Here is a 13,975-nt window from a genome sequence, read left to right on the forward strand (position 1 = left end):
GTCATCGGTATGAGAGCCGAACTGGTCCGGCTCCTCAGCCCGAACCGGCGGCCAGGGCCTCGCCGAGCGGGGTGCGTCGGTAGAGCACCGACCGTCCGGACCGGGCGCGGACCAGCAGTCCCGCGCCCCGCAGGATGGCGAGGTGGTCTCCCACCGCGCCGGGTGTCATGGCGAGGCTGCGGGCGAGGTGGCTGGTGCTGGCCGGGGCGTCCAGCGCCAACAGCAGCCGAGCGCGGGACTGGCCGACCAGAGCGGTCAGGGCGCCCGGTCGGGGGACGGTCTCCTGTTCGTCCCACAGGGCGGCGGTGCCACGGGCAGGGTAGACCAGGGTTCTGGGCCAGGGGTCTTCCGTATGGGCGGCGATATGTCCGACGACGGCCGACGGGATCAGCAGGAGCCCGTCGCCGGCGAGGCGGACCGTTCCGCCCCGGAAGAAGCCGATCTCGATGCCGCCGGCTCGCCAGGTGATGCCCGGGTGCAGGCTCTCGATGGTCGTCACCCATCCGTGTTCGCCGATCACACCCACCCGGTGCACGACATCGCGCTCACAGATAGCGCGGAGTTGCGGCCAGTCCGGGGCGAGCAGTTCGTGCCACGCCTGATCCATCGCCTCGGCGACCCTGGAGACGGCGTCCGGCGAGTCCAGCACCGCGCGTACGCGGGGATCACGGGCGAACGTGCCGGTCGTGGTGGCGGGAAACTCATGACGGGCCGCTTCCAGCGGTGTGGCCCGGATCATGGCCAGGTCGTCAGCCCAGGTCTGGTTGAGGCCGCGCGGGGGCGGAGCGACGAAGTTCGGTCCGGACTGTGGGGTCTGCAGCGCGAGGACGGCGTCCAGTTCGCTCTCGCGACGAAGGCGCTCGAAGGCGGGCAGGAGCCGGGTGGCCCAGGCTCGCGGCAACGGCCGGTCGTGACCGGCGAGCGAGCGCAGCAGTAGGCAGAGGTCCAGCGCGGGTGACATCGCGAAGCGGCTGCGCAGCAGGTCCTCGACGGAGACTTCGAAGCGCAGCACTCCGCCATGTTACCGAGGGGCGTCCGTTCCGATTCGTCCAGTGACGAATCATTGGTGAGTGGCGTGCGCGCACGGTGAGGCTGGGCGCCATGACCCCAACTGCCGAGCCCGCGCAGGGCAACCGTCGTGCCACCTACCGGGAGGTGCTGGCCGAGCCGCTGTTCCGGCTGCTCTTCTGGACCCGCGCCGTCGCGATCACCGCGGACGCGCTGCGGATCACCACGTTCTCGGTCCTGGTCTTCGCGGCCACCGGCTCCGCACTGCTGAGCGCGGTGGCCTTCGGCATCGGCTTCATTCCGCAGTTGTTCGGCTCGCTGTTGCTGGGCTCGCTGGCCGACCGGCTGCCGCCCCGCGCGCTCATCACCGGCGGCTACGCCCTGACGTGCGCCGCCGCCCTGCTGCTCGCCCTGGTGCGGATGCCGATCGCGGCGAGCCTCGGGGTCGTGGCGCTGGTCTCCCTCGCCACACCGGTGTTTCACGGCGCGTCGAGTCGGCTGGTCGCGCAGTCGCTGGAGGGCGACGCCTACGTCCTGGGCCGTTCGCTGAACAACATCGCCGGCGCCGGCGCGCAGTTGTTGGGCCTGGCACTGGGAGGTGCGGCAGTCGCGGCACTCGGCCCGCGCCGGGCGCTCGCGGTCAGCGCCGTCCTCTACATCGGTTGCGCGCTCGCCGTCCGCGTCCGACTACCCCGGCTGCGGCCGGGGCAGTTCGGCGGCACATCCAGCGGCGTTGGGGGCGATGGCGGGGCTGTCCGGGCGAGCCTGCACAGTGCGGGAGTGCTGCTGCGCGGGCGCACGGTGCGACGACTGCTGCTGGCCCAGTGGCTACCGCCCGCGTTCGTCACGGGCGCGGAGGGCCTCATCGTCGCCTACGCGGGAGAGCGCCACTTCGCGCCCGGCTGGTACGCGGTGCTGATGGGCTGTCTGCCGGTTGGCATGCTCGTCGGCGACCTGCTGGTGGGCCGGCTGCTACGGCCACGCGCCCGGGAGCGGCTGACCGTCCCGTTGGTCGCGCTGGCGGGCCTGCCGCTGATCGGCTTCGCCGCCGAGCCCGGAGTGGCCGTCTCGTCCTGTCTGCTGCTGCTCAGCGGCCTCGGGTACGCCTACAACCTCGGCCTGCAACGCCCGTTCCTGGACGCCCTGCCGAAGGATGGCCAAGGGCAGGCTTTTGGCTTGCTCGGCTCCGGCAGCATGACGCTTCAGGGCGTCGGGCCGGTTTGCCTGGGCTCGGTGGCCGCGGGCATCGGAACAGGCGGCGCCATCGCCCTGGCGGGCGGCGCGGTGGCGCTGACCGCCGGCTGGATTCTCACCTGGCACCCACCCACCTCCCAGGCCCCCGTCCCGAACTAGCCAAGGGGATCGGAGAGCGACGCCGAACAGCCTGCGTGTAACTCTGCCGCGCAGTAACCGTCGCAGCTCAGGTCGGCCGCCGTCACGCGCCTGGCCCCGGGGCGGCTCTCCGGCCGAGTGCCCGCCGCCCCGCCGCACGAGCAACGGCAGGCCGGAGCACGACAGATGGTGCCCCGGGGGTGGGTGACGCCCCCTGGCGGAGAGACGCTCGCGCCTGGTACTGGTTCGGGTGTGCGCTCCTGGAAAACCCAAACCAGACGCCATTACCTGACAAGTCGCCAGGTAAGTCAGCACCAGTACCGTCGGAACCCGACTCCATCCGCCACCGACCGCCGAGGTCAACAACCCCACTACATCGGCTCTGTCCTGCGCCGACACAGTCCACAACTGCGACTTCGCGTTGCCGGAGTCATCGTTCTCCTTTACGCACAGCCGCTGAGCTGCGTCGTCCGGCTCACCATCGACGCCGTCATCCGCGACGGCGACGCCGTGATGCTACGACTCGGTGGCCCCGCTGCGCTCCGCAGGAGATTCCGCGTCGCCCGACACGTGGCGCGTGCGATCAGGGGCTCAAGAGGGCGATGCTGCGGGGCCGCCGGCGACTGGGAACGAGGACGCGTACGTCGCCCCGACCTTGTGTTCGGCTAGCGAGTCACGGGATCTTGAGAACGTGCCGTCCAGGTGTGCCCGCGCGTCCATGAGCATTTGGCTCAGTTGCGCAGCGGGAATTGGATCCCGGTCGTGGTCGCGTACCGCGAGCGGGACGGGTCCCGGGTGCGGTACGCGATCCTGGGTTCACCAAGGACAGCCGGGAACATCATGGAGCGGAGCCCATGCGTCGGAAGCTCTTCACAGGCCGCTCGGGCATCTTCGGCGTACTCCTCGCGCCGGGTGTGGCACTGCTGCTGACGGGGTGCGGGAGCGACGGGACGGACAAGTCCGCCCCGGAGCAGCCGAGCGCGGCCCGAACGTCGGCGAGCACAGCAGCGCGATCACCAGGTCCGAGCACGACGCCGACCCAGAGTCCGACCAGTTCGCCCCCGTCCCGCCCTGCCGGCGAAAGCCTCCCGCCGGAGTCGGAGCCGGCTACGAGCGCGAGCGACTTTGTCGACGAGGCGTTTGGCGCGGCACGCGTCGGCGCCCTTCAAAGCGGCCTGCGCTATATCGATCCGGCGCTCGGCGCGCCCGAGGACCTGGCCAAGGCCGATGCGCAGTGCGCCGACCTCCAGCGGAACGTCGACAAGCCGGACGAGGTCGCCGCGCGGCGGTTCAGCACCGGGAGCCACAAGGTGACCGAGGCCAACGGCAAGCGGATCAACACGCTGTTGCGCAATACCTACTGCGGTCGATGACCGTTGCCCGTGGCCGAGCGGGTCAGACCCGCTCGGGGCCCCGCCCCCTTGCAGGGTCATGCCCTCGTGCCTCTCTGACCAACTGGCACACCGATGGTTTCAGTGGCTACCCGCATGCCGAGCCACCGGCGCCTTCCACTCTCACCGCAAGACGGGCCGCGCTGGCCGCACGCGGCGGCCTTCAGCACACCAGCGTGCCCCACCGTCCACCGAGTTCGGTGGCATGGCGTTCCGCTAGGTACTGGTTGTTCGCCGCCCGGTCACGGTTCTCCCGGGCCGTGCCGGTGGCCGCCCGCTCCTCCGCCTCCCGCTCGGCTTCCTGGTGACGGCGGGTGCTCTCCTGCTCGGCGTACTCGGCCGGGGTCGGCTGTCGCTCCAGTTCGACCCGCGCGTCAGCGGCCGTCGTTTCGACTCCGGCGGCCGTCTGGGCACGAACGGCGTGGTCCACGGCGTCGCGGGCGCGGCGCAACGGGGCGCCGCTCGGCATCGCGAGGTCGTCGGCGTACCGCTCCGCGCGGTCGGCGTTCTGCTCGGCTTCGACGGTTTCCTTGTGGGCGGCGTACATGTCGACACGCAGAAACCCCGCGCCGGCGTGAAAGCGCGGGTTCCCAGCATGGGCTGGTCCCTCAAGGCGGTCGAACATGGCGCCTCCCCTTCGCCACGAGACCGGTCTCCAGGCTCCCCTGCCCCGGCCCCGGCCCCAGACTTGGCCCCGGTCCCGGCCCTGGTCCCGCCCCCGGTCCTGATCCTGGTCCCGAGTGAGCCAGCAGCGCGGCCTCCCAGCCGTCCATCCATGGCACGTGGCCGCCAGCTCTGGGCCGATAAGTCCCGTATCGCTACGGGCCCATCGCGTCATGCGCGCTTGCGCGTACTGCGCAGGTCGCTAATATTTAGCCGCCGGCAACTATTGTTCGGCGCAGGAGGTACCCGCTCTTCCGCACCACTCGACTCCGACTCGTGACGGTGTGCTGGGCGTCGCAAGCGAGGAGCATCTGGTGAGTAGTAGTGAGACCGCCACGCGAGAGCGCGTGAGTAACGCACTCAACGAGCGTGCCGACAAGATCGCCGACCGGTGGGTGCAGCTGCAACTACAGCGTAGCGAGGCCGGATCCGGGATCAGTGAAGCGGAGTTGCATGAGGAGGCGGACTCCGTGGTCGCCGCCCTCTCGGCGAGCCTGGCCGGCGGTCTGCCGGTGGAGCGCGTCGTGACGGCGCACCCCGAGTTGCACCGCGCGATCACCGAACTCTCGCTGCGCCGCGCGCGGGGCGGGGCCTCACCCACCGACACGTCCCTCGCGGTCCTCACTCTCAAGGAAGCCCTGCTGGAGTCCGTACAGGAGTCCGTGCGGGCCGCCGACGACGCGCTCGCCGTCGCGCTGCTGATCAACAGGCTGCTGGACGCCGCTGGCGCACTCTCGTTCAACACCTACGTCGAGGGCCGGGAGGAGATCATCGGGCGGCAGAGCCGGCAGTTGCTGGAGCTGTCGACACCCGTGGTGCGTCTGTGGCGTCACGTGCTCGCCGTACCGCTGATCGGGACCCTCGACACCGCACGCACCCAGGTGGTCATGGAGAACCTGCTGCAGGGAATCCAGGATCACGAGGCGCTCGTCGCGATCATCGACATCACCGCTGTTCCCACGGTGGACACGGCCGTGGCGCAGCACCTGATGCAGACGGTCAACGCGGTACGGCTGATGGGTGCCGACTGCGTCATCAGCGGGATCCGGCCCCCCATCGCGGTGACCATCGCCCAGCTCGGCATCGACCTCTCCTCCATCCTCACCCGGTCGACCCTCGCCGATGCCCTGTCCGTCGCCATCAAGATCACCGAAGGTGATCAGCTGAAGGCCGAATCATCGGCAGCGCGATGAACGCCCGGCCCGTGGCAGGCGTGCCCATACTGCGGCTGGGCAACGTACTGGTCACCGGGCTCCTCGATGAACTCGACGACAAGGCCGCCCTGGCCTTCACCGACGAACTCACCCAGCGCATCACGGCGGAGGACGCGAGCGGGGTCCTCATCGACATCTCCCGACTGGAGATCATCGACTCCTTCGTCGCCCGCACGCTCATGGAGCTCACCACCATGGCCAGGCTCCTCGGAGCTCGGGTCATCGTGGCGGGCATGCTTCCTCCGGTGGCGATCACCTTGGTGGAACTGGGTCTGCGCCTGGACGGGGTCGAGACCGCGCTCAACGCCGAACGGGGCATGGCTTTGCTCGGATGGCAACAAAACCGCCAGCTCCCCGAGGGGGCACCCAGTGCTGCGCTCCACTGAACAATCCGCTTCCTTCGAAACCGCCCCCCGCCCCGACCCACGGCCGGGCGAGCCGAACTCGTACCCGGTGCGTACGGAGGAGGACCTGCTCGCGGCCCGTCACGCCGTTCGCGCGGCCACCCTGGCCCTCGGGTTCGGCATCGTCGACCAGACCCGCATCGTCACCGCCGCCAGCGAACTCGTACGCAACGCCTACATCCACGGCGGGGGCGGCACCCTCACCCTCACCTTGCTCGAACGTCCGGGCGCACGGGGCCTACGGCTCGTCATCAGCGATGACGGGCCAGGTATCCAGGACGTCCAGCAGGCTCTCGCCGACGGGTACACCACGGGGGCCGGGCTGGGCCATGGGCTGGGCGGGGCACGACGGCTGATGGACGATTTCGGTATCGACTCGGCGCCGGGCCGGGGTACCACCGTCACGGCCACCCGATGGACGACACCGTGACACCGGCACCCGCCACGTCGACCGTCCAGGTCCGTGTCGACCACCACAGCGCCGTCCAGCTCGCCGCGGAAGCCGCCCGCACAGTCGCCGAGTCGTGCGGTCTGACCGGTTCCCTCCCCGACCAGGCCGCCGTGCTGGCGTCGGAACTCGCCGGGAACCTCGCCAAGCACGCCACCGGCGGCTCGGTCTATCTGCAGCCGCTCCTCCTCGGAGGCGGAATGGAGATTCTCGCCGCCGATCGCGGGCCCGGCATCGACGACCTCTCCCGCGCCCTCACCGACGGATACAGCACCACCGCGACCCTCGGCGCCGGCCTGGGCGCCGTCCGTCGCATCGCCACGGACTTCACCATCCGCACCGAGCCAGGCACCGCGACCCTTGCCTGTGCCCGGCTCACCGATGCCGACCACCGGCCGAGGGCTCATCAGGAGATCGGCTCCCTCTGTCTTCCCATCGACGGTGAACAGCCCTGCGGCGACGCGTGCGCCTCGGCGGACACCGACGGTTGTCGTACGGCCTTCGTCGTGGACGGCCTCGGACACGGCCCTGAGGCGTCGGAGGCGGCACAGGCCGCCCTGCGCGTGTTTCACCGCGCACCCGACCGCGCGCTTCCTGACATGCTCTTCGCCGTCCACCGGGCGCTACGCCACACCCGCGGTGCCGCAGTCGGCGTCATGCGGCTGCACCACGACCGGACCGAGTACTGCGGCGTCGGCAACGTCCGCGCCCTGGTCGTGACTCCCGAGACCGCCCGCCACGGGATGACCGGCCTGCCCGGTGTCGTCGGGTGGAACATGCCGACCCCGCGCACACACACCCTGCCCACCGGCCCGGGAGTCATCGCTGTGCTGCACTCCGACGGGATCCACCCGCGATGGGCCCACGCACCCTCGCGCTTCCTGCTCCGGTTGCCGCCCGCGCTGCTCGCGGCGGCGGTGGCTCACGCTCACCGTTCGACGCGGGACGACGCGACCTTCCTCGCCGCCAGGGCACCCGGTGGCCGTTTTGTCTGACACCTTCCGGACGTTGCGCTCCTTGCGCCGCGCCCTGCGCCAGGTGGCCGACGCGTACGGCCTCCCCCTCGAAGTGCGCGCGCGGCTCGTTCTCTCGATCAGCGGTGTCGCCGGCCACGAACTGCGAGCCGGACGCACGGTCAGGCTCGGCTCCGCCTGTCAGCCAGGCTCCAAGAAGGGGCAGCCGACGCTTCTCTCCGTCAGCCTGGTGTCGCCGGCGTCGCGGAGCCCGCTGCCGTTGGCCGGGCTCCCTCTTGCCGCGCAGGCGGTCTGCGACACCACGGCCACCTGGCACGTGCCTGTCCCGGAAGGAGCCGAGCCGCCCCCCGGCGCATGCACACCGCGCGTGGTGCGGGAATCGGAGACCGAGGAGCTGGAACAGGAACTACGGGCCTCGCTCGCACGCGTGGACGCCTTCGCCGCCGAACACCGGGTCCTCAAGCACGAACTGGCCGAGACCAACAGCGGCGTCCTCGCCCTGTACATCCAGCTCGAAGAACGTGACGAGCAACTGCGCCAGGCGCACGGGCGGATGCTGCAGGAGATGGAGAACGCCCTTCGCCCCCCTCCCCTGGCGGTGGACGGCCTGGAACTCGCCGTCCATTACGAACCCGCCAACACGCACGACCCCACCGGTGGCGACCTCTACGACTGGTTCCACCTGCCCGACGGAACCGTCCACATCACGGTCGTCGACGCCCTCGGACACGGAATCACCAGCACGCGAAGCGCCCTGAACGTGACCCACGCCGTGCGGACCCTGGCGCTGGACGGGCACCCGCTGACCGCGATCGTCAAGCGGGCCGACGAGATACTCATGCCTCTGGACAGCGGTCTCCTGGCCACCGTACTCCTGGCCCGGCTCAACCCGGCGACGGGCGAACTCCGCCTGGCCAACGGCAGCCACCCGCCAGCGCTCCTCGTCCGCTCGGACGGCCGGGCCGACTTCCTCAACGTACGAGGACGCGGCATCGGCTACCCGTTGGCCGGCAGCGACAGGGTGCTCCAGACCCGGATGGAACCGGGCGATCTGCTGGTGCTCTACACCGACGGCCTCACCGAGAGTCGCCGCGATCCCATCGAGGGCGAAGCGCGCCTCATCGACTCGGCCCGGAAGCGGTCACGGGACCCGACAGCGTCCCTTCCCGGAGCCATCGCGGGAGACATGCGCACGGTCGTACTGCACCCGGACGACACGCTCGCCCTCGTCGTTCGCATGGGCCGCCCCGGGAACTGACCAGGTGCCCCGAACCGCCGCCTCCAGACGGTCATCCACGTGTCCCCGACGACTCACCATCCGGGTGCGTGGCGATCACCGCACCAAACCGGCCGCGAGGGCCGCCCGACCCTCGGACTCGTGCGGTGCGCACGGCCCGGATCGGCCTCCCGGGGCTGTGCTCAGCCGCTCTCTTCGACGAGCTGCTCGCGCGCATACGGGAGGGGCTCGGCGACGGCTTCGCAGAGGGCGGCGAGGCCGGTGACCAAGGCGTCGCGTGTGGCGGGGGTCATCCGGTTCATCGCCTGGCGGAGGGCTTGCTCACGGCGTCGCCGGATCTCGCGTAGATGCGCGGTGCCGGCGTCGGTGAGCGTCAGCTGCATCTCGCGGCGGTCCCCGGGGCGGGGAGTCCTGCGAAGGAACCCGGCGGCCTGGAGGCGGTCGCACAGGCGCGTGGCCGTGGGAGCGGCCACCGCCAAGTGGCGACGGAGGGCACTGAGATTGATGCCGGGCTCGCGTTCGATGATGTACATCACACGAATCTGTGCCGTGGAGACAGGAGCGGTGCTCAGGGCGTCCCGGCCCCGTTCCCAGGCGATCTCCAGGAGCTCAAGGACACGGCTGACCTCAGGCACGGCGGCAGTGGCCTGTTGCTGGAGAGCCATGGGGTCCTCGCGCATGTGACACTCCCGTGTGAGCGTTTTGTGCTCGATCCAGCTGGTCGGTATAAGAAGTCGCATGAATGAAGATATGTCAAGGAAGGCAAGGTCCGATACCGGTGGACAGACCCAGCGCGGTTGAGCGCCTGTTGCGCGAGGCCGCGCCCCATGAGGTTTTCGACGTGGTCCGCTCGGTGATCGAGCAGCGACACGGCGCTGTGGCGGTCGACCTCCTGATGGCCGACTATGCCATGACACAACTGCAGCCCGTAGGCGTTCTCCCGCACACCCACCATTCGCTGCCGGTCCATGACACTGCCCCGGGTCATGCCTTCATCGCCCAGGAAGCGCACTGTGTGCCCGGCGTCGCGTCCTCCACCGTAACGGTCCATCTGCCGGTCAGCGTCCGTGGTGACCGGCTCGGCGTGCTCAGCGTGCGGTTGCCCGGCTGTGAGAGCGACATCGCCCCCGGGACGCTGGCGGACCTCGCGCAGTGCGCGGCCGCGCTGGCGCACGAGATCGCCGTCGCGGAGCGGGACACCGATCTCTTCCTGCAGGCCCGCCGCGCGGAACGGCTTACCCTCGCCGCCGAGATGCAGTGGCAGCTCCTGCCCGGGCGCTCGTGCTCGCGGCCCGAGTACAGCCTCGGCGCGCAGCTGGAACCCGCTTACGCGATCTTCGGTGACAGCTTCGACTGGTCGTCGTCCGCCGACGACCTCCTCGTGACCGTGAGCAATGGCATGGGCGAGGGCATCGACGCGGCCTTGCTCACGAACCTCGCGACCAACGCCCTGCGCAACGCCCGCCGCGCCGGACTGAACCTCGCCGACCAGGCGTACCTGGCCGACCAGGCCGTCTACGGCCAGCACCGCGGCCAGCAGTTTCTGTCCACGCTCATGCTCCGCTTCTGCCTTCCGACCGGAGACGTGGAGATCATCGACGCTGGCTCACCCCGCATCTGGCGGCTTCGCCGGGACGTGGTCGAGACCATCGAATTCGATGCGCAGATACCCCTGGGGATGTTCGAGGACACGACGTACACCACGCAGCGCTTCAAGGTCGAGTCCGGGGACCGGCTGCTGTTCATCAGTGACGGCGTCTACGACGCCCTCTCACCGGCCGGTGAGAAGTACGGCCAGCGGGCGTTGGCCAGAGCCATCACCAGTACACGTCTCCTGCCCGCTTCCCAGGTACCCAGGACGATGCTGCAGGAGCTGCTGGGACACCGCGGCTCCGGGCCGGCGGCGGACGACGCCCTGGTCGTATGCCTGGACTGGCACGGCCGCCCGGGCACCGACTGACACAGCCCTAACGGAGCCTCGACATGGGAGCGGCATCCGATGGCGAGCGAGGTGTGGGGGCGATCTCTTCTTCCCGCTGAGTCGTCATCGGCGTGTTCGGCGTTGACGCGCTGGGCCTCACCGAGTTGGTCCTCTCCGCCTGCTGTTGCCCGGGCGGTGAGGACCTGCCTGGATGAGCACGTTCGTCACCAGACGGTGAGGGCGCGGCGAGCGCGGCATCAGAGGCCACCTGGAGTGGTGACGCCATCCTGGCCAAGAGACGCCCGCGCCTGATATTGGTTCGAGTGTTCGCTCTTGGAAACCCGGGCCCGAGCACCAACGCCTGACGCCTTGTCAGGAAAGTCGGCACCAGTATCGCTGGAACCCACCTTCGACCACCGTGAAGCACCAAGCAAAATAACGGCTGGCATCGCTCTGACCTGCACGGACACAGCTCGCAACCCCGTCTTTGACCTGCCGAGGAGAGACAGTTGAGGATGCTCATCAATGTGCCCGACACCGTGGTCGCCGACGCGTTGCGCGGGATGGCCGCCACGCATCCGGAGCTGACCGTGGACGTGGAGGGGCGGGTGATCGTACGCCGCGACGCGCCGGTGGCCGGGAAGGTGGCCCTGGTGTCGGGCGGTGGGTCCGGGCACGAGCCGCTGCACGGGGGGTTCGTGGGCACCGGGATGCTCGACGCGGCGTGTCCCGGCGAGGTGTTCACCTCGCCCGTGCCGGACCAGATGGTCAAGGCGGCGGCGGCCGTGGACAGCGGCCAGGGGGTGCTGTTCGTGGTCAAGAACTACACCGGCGACGTGCTCAACTTCGACATGGCCATGGAACTCGCCGAGGACGAGGGCGTGCGGGTGGCCAGGGTGCTGGTGGACGACGACGTCGCCGTGACGGACAGTACGCACACGGCGGGCCGCCGTGGCACCGGGGCCACGCTGTTCGTGGAGAAGATCGCGGGCGCCGCTGCCGAGGAGGGCGCGCCGCTGGAGCGGGTGGAGGCCATCGCCCGGCAGGTCAACGCGTCGTCCCGGAGCTTCGGGGTCGCGCTCAGCGCCTGCTCGACGCCGGCCAAGGGCGGGCCGACGTTCGCGCTGCCCGACGGCGAACTGGAGCTGGGGGTGGGCATCCACGGCGAGCCCGGCCGGGAGCGGCGGCCCATGATGACCTCGCGCGAGATCGCGGACTTCTCCGTGGACGCCGTCCTTGAGGACCTGCGGCCCACCAACCCGGTGCTCCTGCTGGTGGGCGGCGCGGGGGCGACGCCGCTGCTTGAGCTGTACGGGTTCGCCGCCGAGGTGCACCGGGTGCTGGCCGAGCGTGGCGTGCCCGTCCTGCGCAGCCTCGTCGGCAACTACGTCACCTCGCTGGACATGGCGGGGTGCGCGGTGACGCTGTGCCAGGCCGACGAGGAGTTGCTGCGCCTGTGGGACGCGCCGGTGCGCACGCCCGCGCTGCGGTGGGGGCTGTGACCCCGCGCCCGCGCGTGTGGCGCGCGGCGGCGGGCGGTTGACGCGCGGGCGCTGCGTACGCTGGCGTAGAGCGACGGAGAACGACCGGCCCGGCCGATCGTACGAGCGAAGGGACCCACCCGTGTCCGGCACTGCATCCGCCTCCAACAGCGACCCCTCCCCCGCGCGCGCCCACCCCGACGCGGGGTCGGGCGGCGGCCCCGACGAGGGGTTGGACGCCGCGTTCTTCCTGCGGTGGCTGGCGGCGGTCGCCGCCGCGGTGGACCGCGAGGCGGACCACCTCACCGAACTCGACGCGGCGATCGGCGATGCCGATCACGGCAGCAACCTGCGGCGCGGCTTCACCGCCGTGGCCACCGCCCTGGACGCGGACCCACCGGGCACCCCGGGGGCGGTGCTGGCGCTGGCCGGGCGACAGTTGATCTCGACGGTGGGCGGCGCCTCCGGGCCGCTGTACGGGACCCTGTTGCGGCGTACGGGCAAGGAGCTCGGTGACGCGCGGCGGGTCAGCGTCGCCGAGCTGGGTGCGGCGCTGCGCGCCGGCGTCGCCGCGGTGGCGCAGCTCGGCGGCGCGGCGCCGGGTGACAAGACGATGCTGGACGCGCTGGTGCCCGGCGCGGACGCGCTCGGCGGCGCCGAGGCCGCGGGCGACCCGTTCGGCGCGGCGCGGGCCGCGGCGGAGGAGGGCGCGCGGGCCACGGAGGCACTGCGGGCCCGCAAGGGCCGGGCCAGCTACCTCGGCGAGCGCAGCGTCGGACACCTGGACCCGGGGGCCAGCTCGTCGGCCCTGTTGTTCGCGACATTGGCGGAGGTGGCGCGGTGAGCGCGGTGAGCGCGGTGCAGCGGGTGGCGCAGGAGGGGCGGGTCGGGGTGGTCGTGGTCTCGCACAGCGGGCCGGTCGCGGAGGCGGTCGCCGAGCTGGCGCGCGGGCTGGCCGGGCTGACGTCGGCGCCGGTCGCGCCGGCTGGCGGCACCCGGGACGGCGGTCTCGGTACGAGCGCGGACCTCGTCGTCGAGGCGGCGCGGGCGGTGGACGGCGGCGCGGGCGTGGCCCTCCTGGTGGACCTGGGCAGCGCCGTCCTGACGGTGAAGGCGCTGCTGGCCGAGGACGACGAACTGCCGGCCGGCACCCGGCTGGTGGACGCGCCGCTGGTGGAGGGGGCGGTGGCGGCGGTGGTCACCGCGGCCACCGGCGCCGACCTCGACGCCGTGGCGGCAGCGGCCGAGGAGGCGTACAGCTACCGCAAGGTGTGACCCGGCGCCGGCCCCCGGGGGCTCGGGGGCCGGCGAACCACCGGGCTCCTTCCCCGCCCGCCCCACGGCGTCCCCGCCTCGACGCCCCGGGGCCCGGCTGCCGATGCCTCGCCGCCGACTGCCTGGTGGGAGGCGTGCGCCAGGCGGCGACACATGATCACCCGGCGCGGCGAGGGCTCCGTACACTGCCCGGCATGGCATGCCGCATCAGTGAGCTGATCCTCGAATGCACCGACCCCGAGCGACTCGCCGCCTTCTGGTGCGAGGTGCTCGGCTACGTGGAAATCGGCCGGGAGGACGACGGGGGCATCGAGATCGGTCCGCCCGACGTCGGCTTCGGCGGCCCGCAGCCCACCATCATCCTCAGCCCCGGCGACGTCCCGCCGGCCGCGAAGCCGCGGCTGCACATCGACGTCAACCCCACCGACCGCGACCAGGACGCGGAGTTGGAGCGGCTGCTCGCGCTCGGTGCTACGCCCGCCGATGTCGGTCAGACCGGCGCCGAGGACTGGCACGTGCTGGCAGATCCGGAGGGCAACGTGTTCTGCCTGCTGCACGCCCGCGTTCGGCCCCTCTAGGCGGTTTCGTTCAATCGCCGAGGCGCCACACGATACTGCTCGGGCGCGC

At 71.2% G+C, this 13,975-nt stretch carries 15 protein-coding genes; 12 read left to right on the forward strand and 3 right to left on the reverse strand.

Annotated features, from left to right (window positions below; genetic code table 11):
- Window positions 1–34: 34 nt before the first annotated feature.
- Window positions 35–1,012, reverse strand: coding sequence for an ArsR/SmtB family transcription factor (locus AC3CHW_RS02400; protein WP_488469386.1), 978 nt, complete (start codon window positions 1,010–1,012; stop codon window positions 35–37).
- A gap of 89 nt (window positions 1,013–1,101) precedes the next feature.
- Here AC3CHW_RS02400 and AC3CHW_RS02405 point away from each other — a divergent pair, with 89 nt between their 5' ends.
- Together AC3CHW_RS02405 and AC3CHW_RS02410 are read left to right on the forward strand one after the other, a co-directional pair.
- Window positions 1,102–2,361, forward strand: coding sequence for an MFS transporter (locus AC3CHW_RS02405; protein WP_488469387.1), 1,260 nt, complete (start codon window positions 1,102–1,104; stop codon window positions 2,359–2,361).
- 833 nt (window positions 2,362–3,194) lie between these two features.
- Window positions 3,195–3,713, forward strand: coding sequence for a hypothetical protein (locus AC3CHW_RS02410; RefSeq protein WP_488469388.1), 519 nt, complete (start codon window positions 3,195–3,197; stop codon window positions 3,711–3,713).
- 181 nt (window positions 3,714–3,894) lie between these two features.
- Here the strand turns inward: AC3CHW_RS02410 and AC3CHW_RS02415 are convergent, their stop codons facing one another.
- The gene (locus tag AC3CHW_RS02415; protein ID WP_488469389.1) at window positions 3,895–4,356 is read right to left on the reverse strand and encodes a hypothetical protein; all 462 of its coding nucleotides are present in this window, start codon (window positions 4,354–4,356) and stop codon (window positions 3,895–3,897) included.
- Between the two features lie 352 nt (window positions 4,357–4,708).
- Here AC3CHW_RS02415 and AC3CHW_RS02420 point away from each other — a divergent pair, with 352 nt between their 5' ends.
- Genes AC3CHW_RS02420 through AC3CHW_RS02440 form a run of 5 tightly spaced genes read left to right on the forward strand, consistent with a single transcriptional unit; the run spans window position 4,709 to window position 8,692 of the window.
- A complete protein-coding gene (locus tag AC3CHW_RS02420) occupies window positions 4,709–5,587 on the forward strand; it encodes an STAS domain-containing protein (protein WP_488469390.1) in 879 nt (292 codons plus the stop codon).
- Window positions 5,584–5,994, forward strand: coding sequence for an STAS domain-containing protein (locus AC3CHW_RS02425; protein ID WP_387596297.1), 411 nt, complete (start codon window positions 5,584–5,586; stop codon window positions 5,992–5,994). The genes AC3CHW_RS02420 and AC3CHW_RS02425 overlap by 4 nt, the downstream gene beginning before the upstream one ends.
- The gene (locus AC3CHW_RS02430) at window positions 5,978–6,442 is read left to right on the forward strand and encodes an ATP-binding protein (protein ID WP_398607054.1); all 465 of its coding nucleotides are present in this window, start codon (window positions 5,978–5,980) and stop codon (window positions 6,440–6,442) included. Before AC3CHW_RS02425 ends, AC3CHW_RS02430 begins: the two co-directional genes overlap by 17 nt.
- A complete protein-coding gene (locus tag AC3CHW_RS02435) occupies window positions 6,427–7,455 on the forward strand; it encodes a SpoIIE family protein phosphatase (protein ID WP_488469391.1) in 1,029 nt (342 codons plus the stop codon). Before AC3CHW_RS02430 ends, AC3CHW_RS02435 begins: the two co-directional genes overlap by 16 nt.
- Before the next feature lie 13 nt (window positions 7,456–7,468).
- On the forward strand, window positions 7,469–8,692 hold the full coding sequence (locus tag AC3CHW_RS02440; RefSeq protein ID WP_488469392.1) for a PP2C family protein-serine/threonine phosphatase: 1,224 nt from the start codon (window positions 7,469–7,471) through the stop codon (window positions 8,690–8,692).
- Between the two features lie 161 nt (window positions 8,693–8,853).
- On the opposite strand, the gene AC3CHW_RS02445 is transcribed toward AC3CHW_RS02440, so the two are convergent.
- A complete protein-coding gene (locus tag AC3CHW_RS02445; RefSeq protein WP_398607051.1) occupies window positions 8,854–9,351 on the reverse strand; it encodes a MarR family winged helix-turn-helix transcriptional regulator in 498 nt (165 codons plus the stop codon).
- Window positions 9,352–9,449: 98 nt separating this feature from the next.
- Between AC3CHW_RS02445 and AC3CHW_RS02450 the strand changes: the two genes are divergently transcribed.
- The 5 genes from AC3CHW_RS02450 (at window position 9,450) to AC3CHW_RS02470 (ending at window position 13,926) form a co-directional block, all read left to right on the forward strand.
- Entirely contained in the window at window positions 9,450–10,631 is a 1,182-nt protein-coding gene (locus AC3CHW_RS02450; RefSeq protein WP_488469393.1) for a PP2C family protein-serine/threonine phosphatase, read from the forward strand.
- 470 nt (window positions 10,632–11,101) lie between these two features.
- On the forward strand, window positions 11,102–12,094 hold the full coding sequence (gene dhaK / locus AC3CHW_RS02455; protein WP_488469394.1) for a dihydroxyacetone kinase subunit DhaK: 993 nt from the start codon (window positions 11,102–11,104) through the stop codon (window positions 12,092–12,094).
- A 211-nt stretch (window positions 12,095–12,305) separates the two neighbouring features.
- Window positions 12,306–12,917, forward strand: a complete 612-nt coding sequence (gene dhaL / locus AC3CHW_RS02460; RefSeq protein WP_488470941.1) for a dihydroxyacetone kinase subunit DhaL — start codon at window positions 12,306–12,308, stop codon at window positions 12,915–12,917.
- A gap of 23 nt (window positions 12,918–12,940) precedes the next feature.
- On the forward strand, window positions 12,941–13,348 hold the full coding sequence (dhaM, locus tag AC3CHW_RS02465) for a dihydroxyacetone kinase phosphoryl donor subunit DhaM (RefSeq protein WP_488470942.1): 408 nt from the start codon (window positions 12,941–12,943) through the stop codon (window positions 13,346–13,348).
- 194 nt (window positions 13,349–13,542) lie between these two features.
- The gene (locus AC3CHW_RS02470; RefSeq protein WP_488469395.1) at window positions 13,543–13,926 is read left to right on the forward strand and encodes a VOC family protein; all 384 of its coding nucleotides are present in this window, start codon (window positions 13,543–13,545) and stop codon (window positions 13,924–13,926) included.
- Window positions 13,927–13,975 lie beyond the last annotated feature (49 nt).

This window comes from Streptomyces sp. MGP-BFMKR1 (assembly GCF_057766585.1).

Bases quoted from the DNA above. Each gene is read 5' to 3' on its own strand.
- AC3CHW_RS02470 (WP_488469395.1), top strand. From the start codon at position 13,543: ATGGCATGCCGCATCAGTGAGCTGATCCTCGAATGCACCGACCCCGAG.
- AC3CHW_RS02415 (WP_488469389.1), bottom strand. From the start codon at position 4,356: ATGTTCGACCGCCTTGAGGGACCAGCCCATGCTGGGAACCCGCGCTTT.
- AC3CHW_RS02445 (WP_398607051.1), bottom strand. From the start codon at position 9,351: ATGCGCGAGGACCCCATGGCTCTCCAGCAACAGGCCACTGCCGCCGTG.
- AC3CHW_RS02435 (WP_488469391.1), top strand. From the start codon at position 6,427: ATGGACGACACCGTGACACCGGCACCCGCCACGTCGACCGTCCAGGTC.
- AC3CHW_RS02425 (WP_387596297.1), top strand. From the start codon at position 5,584: ATGAACGCCCGGCCCGTGGCAGGCGTGCCCATACTGCGGCTGGGCAAC.
- AC3CHW_RS02410 (WP_488469388.1), top strand. From the start codon at position 3,195: ATGCGTCGGAAGCTCTTCACAGGCCGCTCGGGCATCTTCGGCGTACTC.
- AC3CHW_RS02405 (WP_488469387.1), top strand. From the start codon at position 1,102: ATGACCCCAACTGCCGAGCCCGCGCAGGGCAACCGTCGTGCCACCTAC.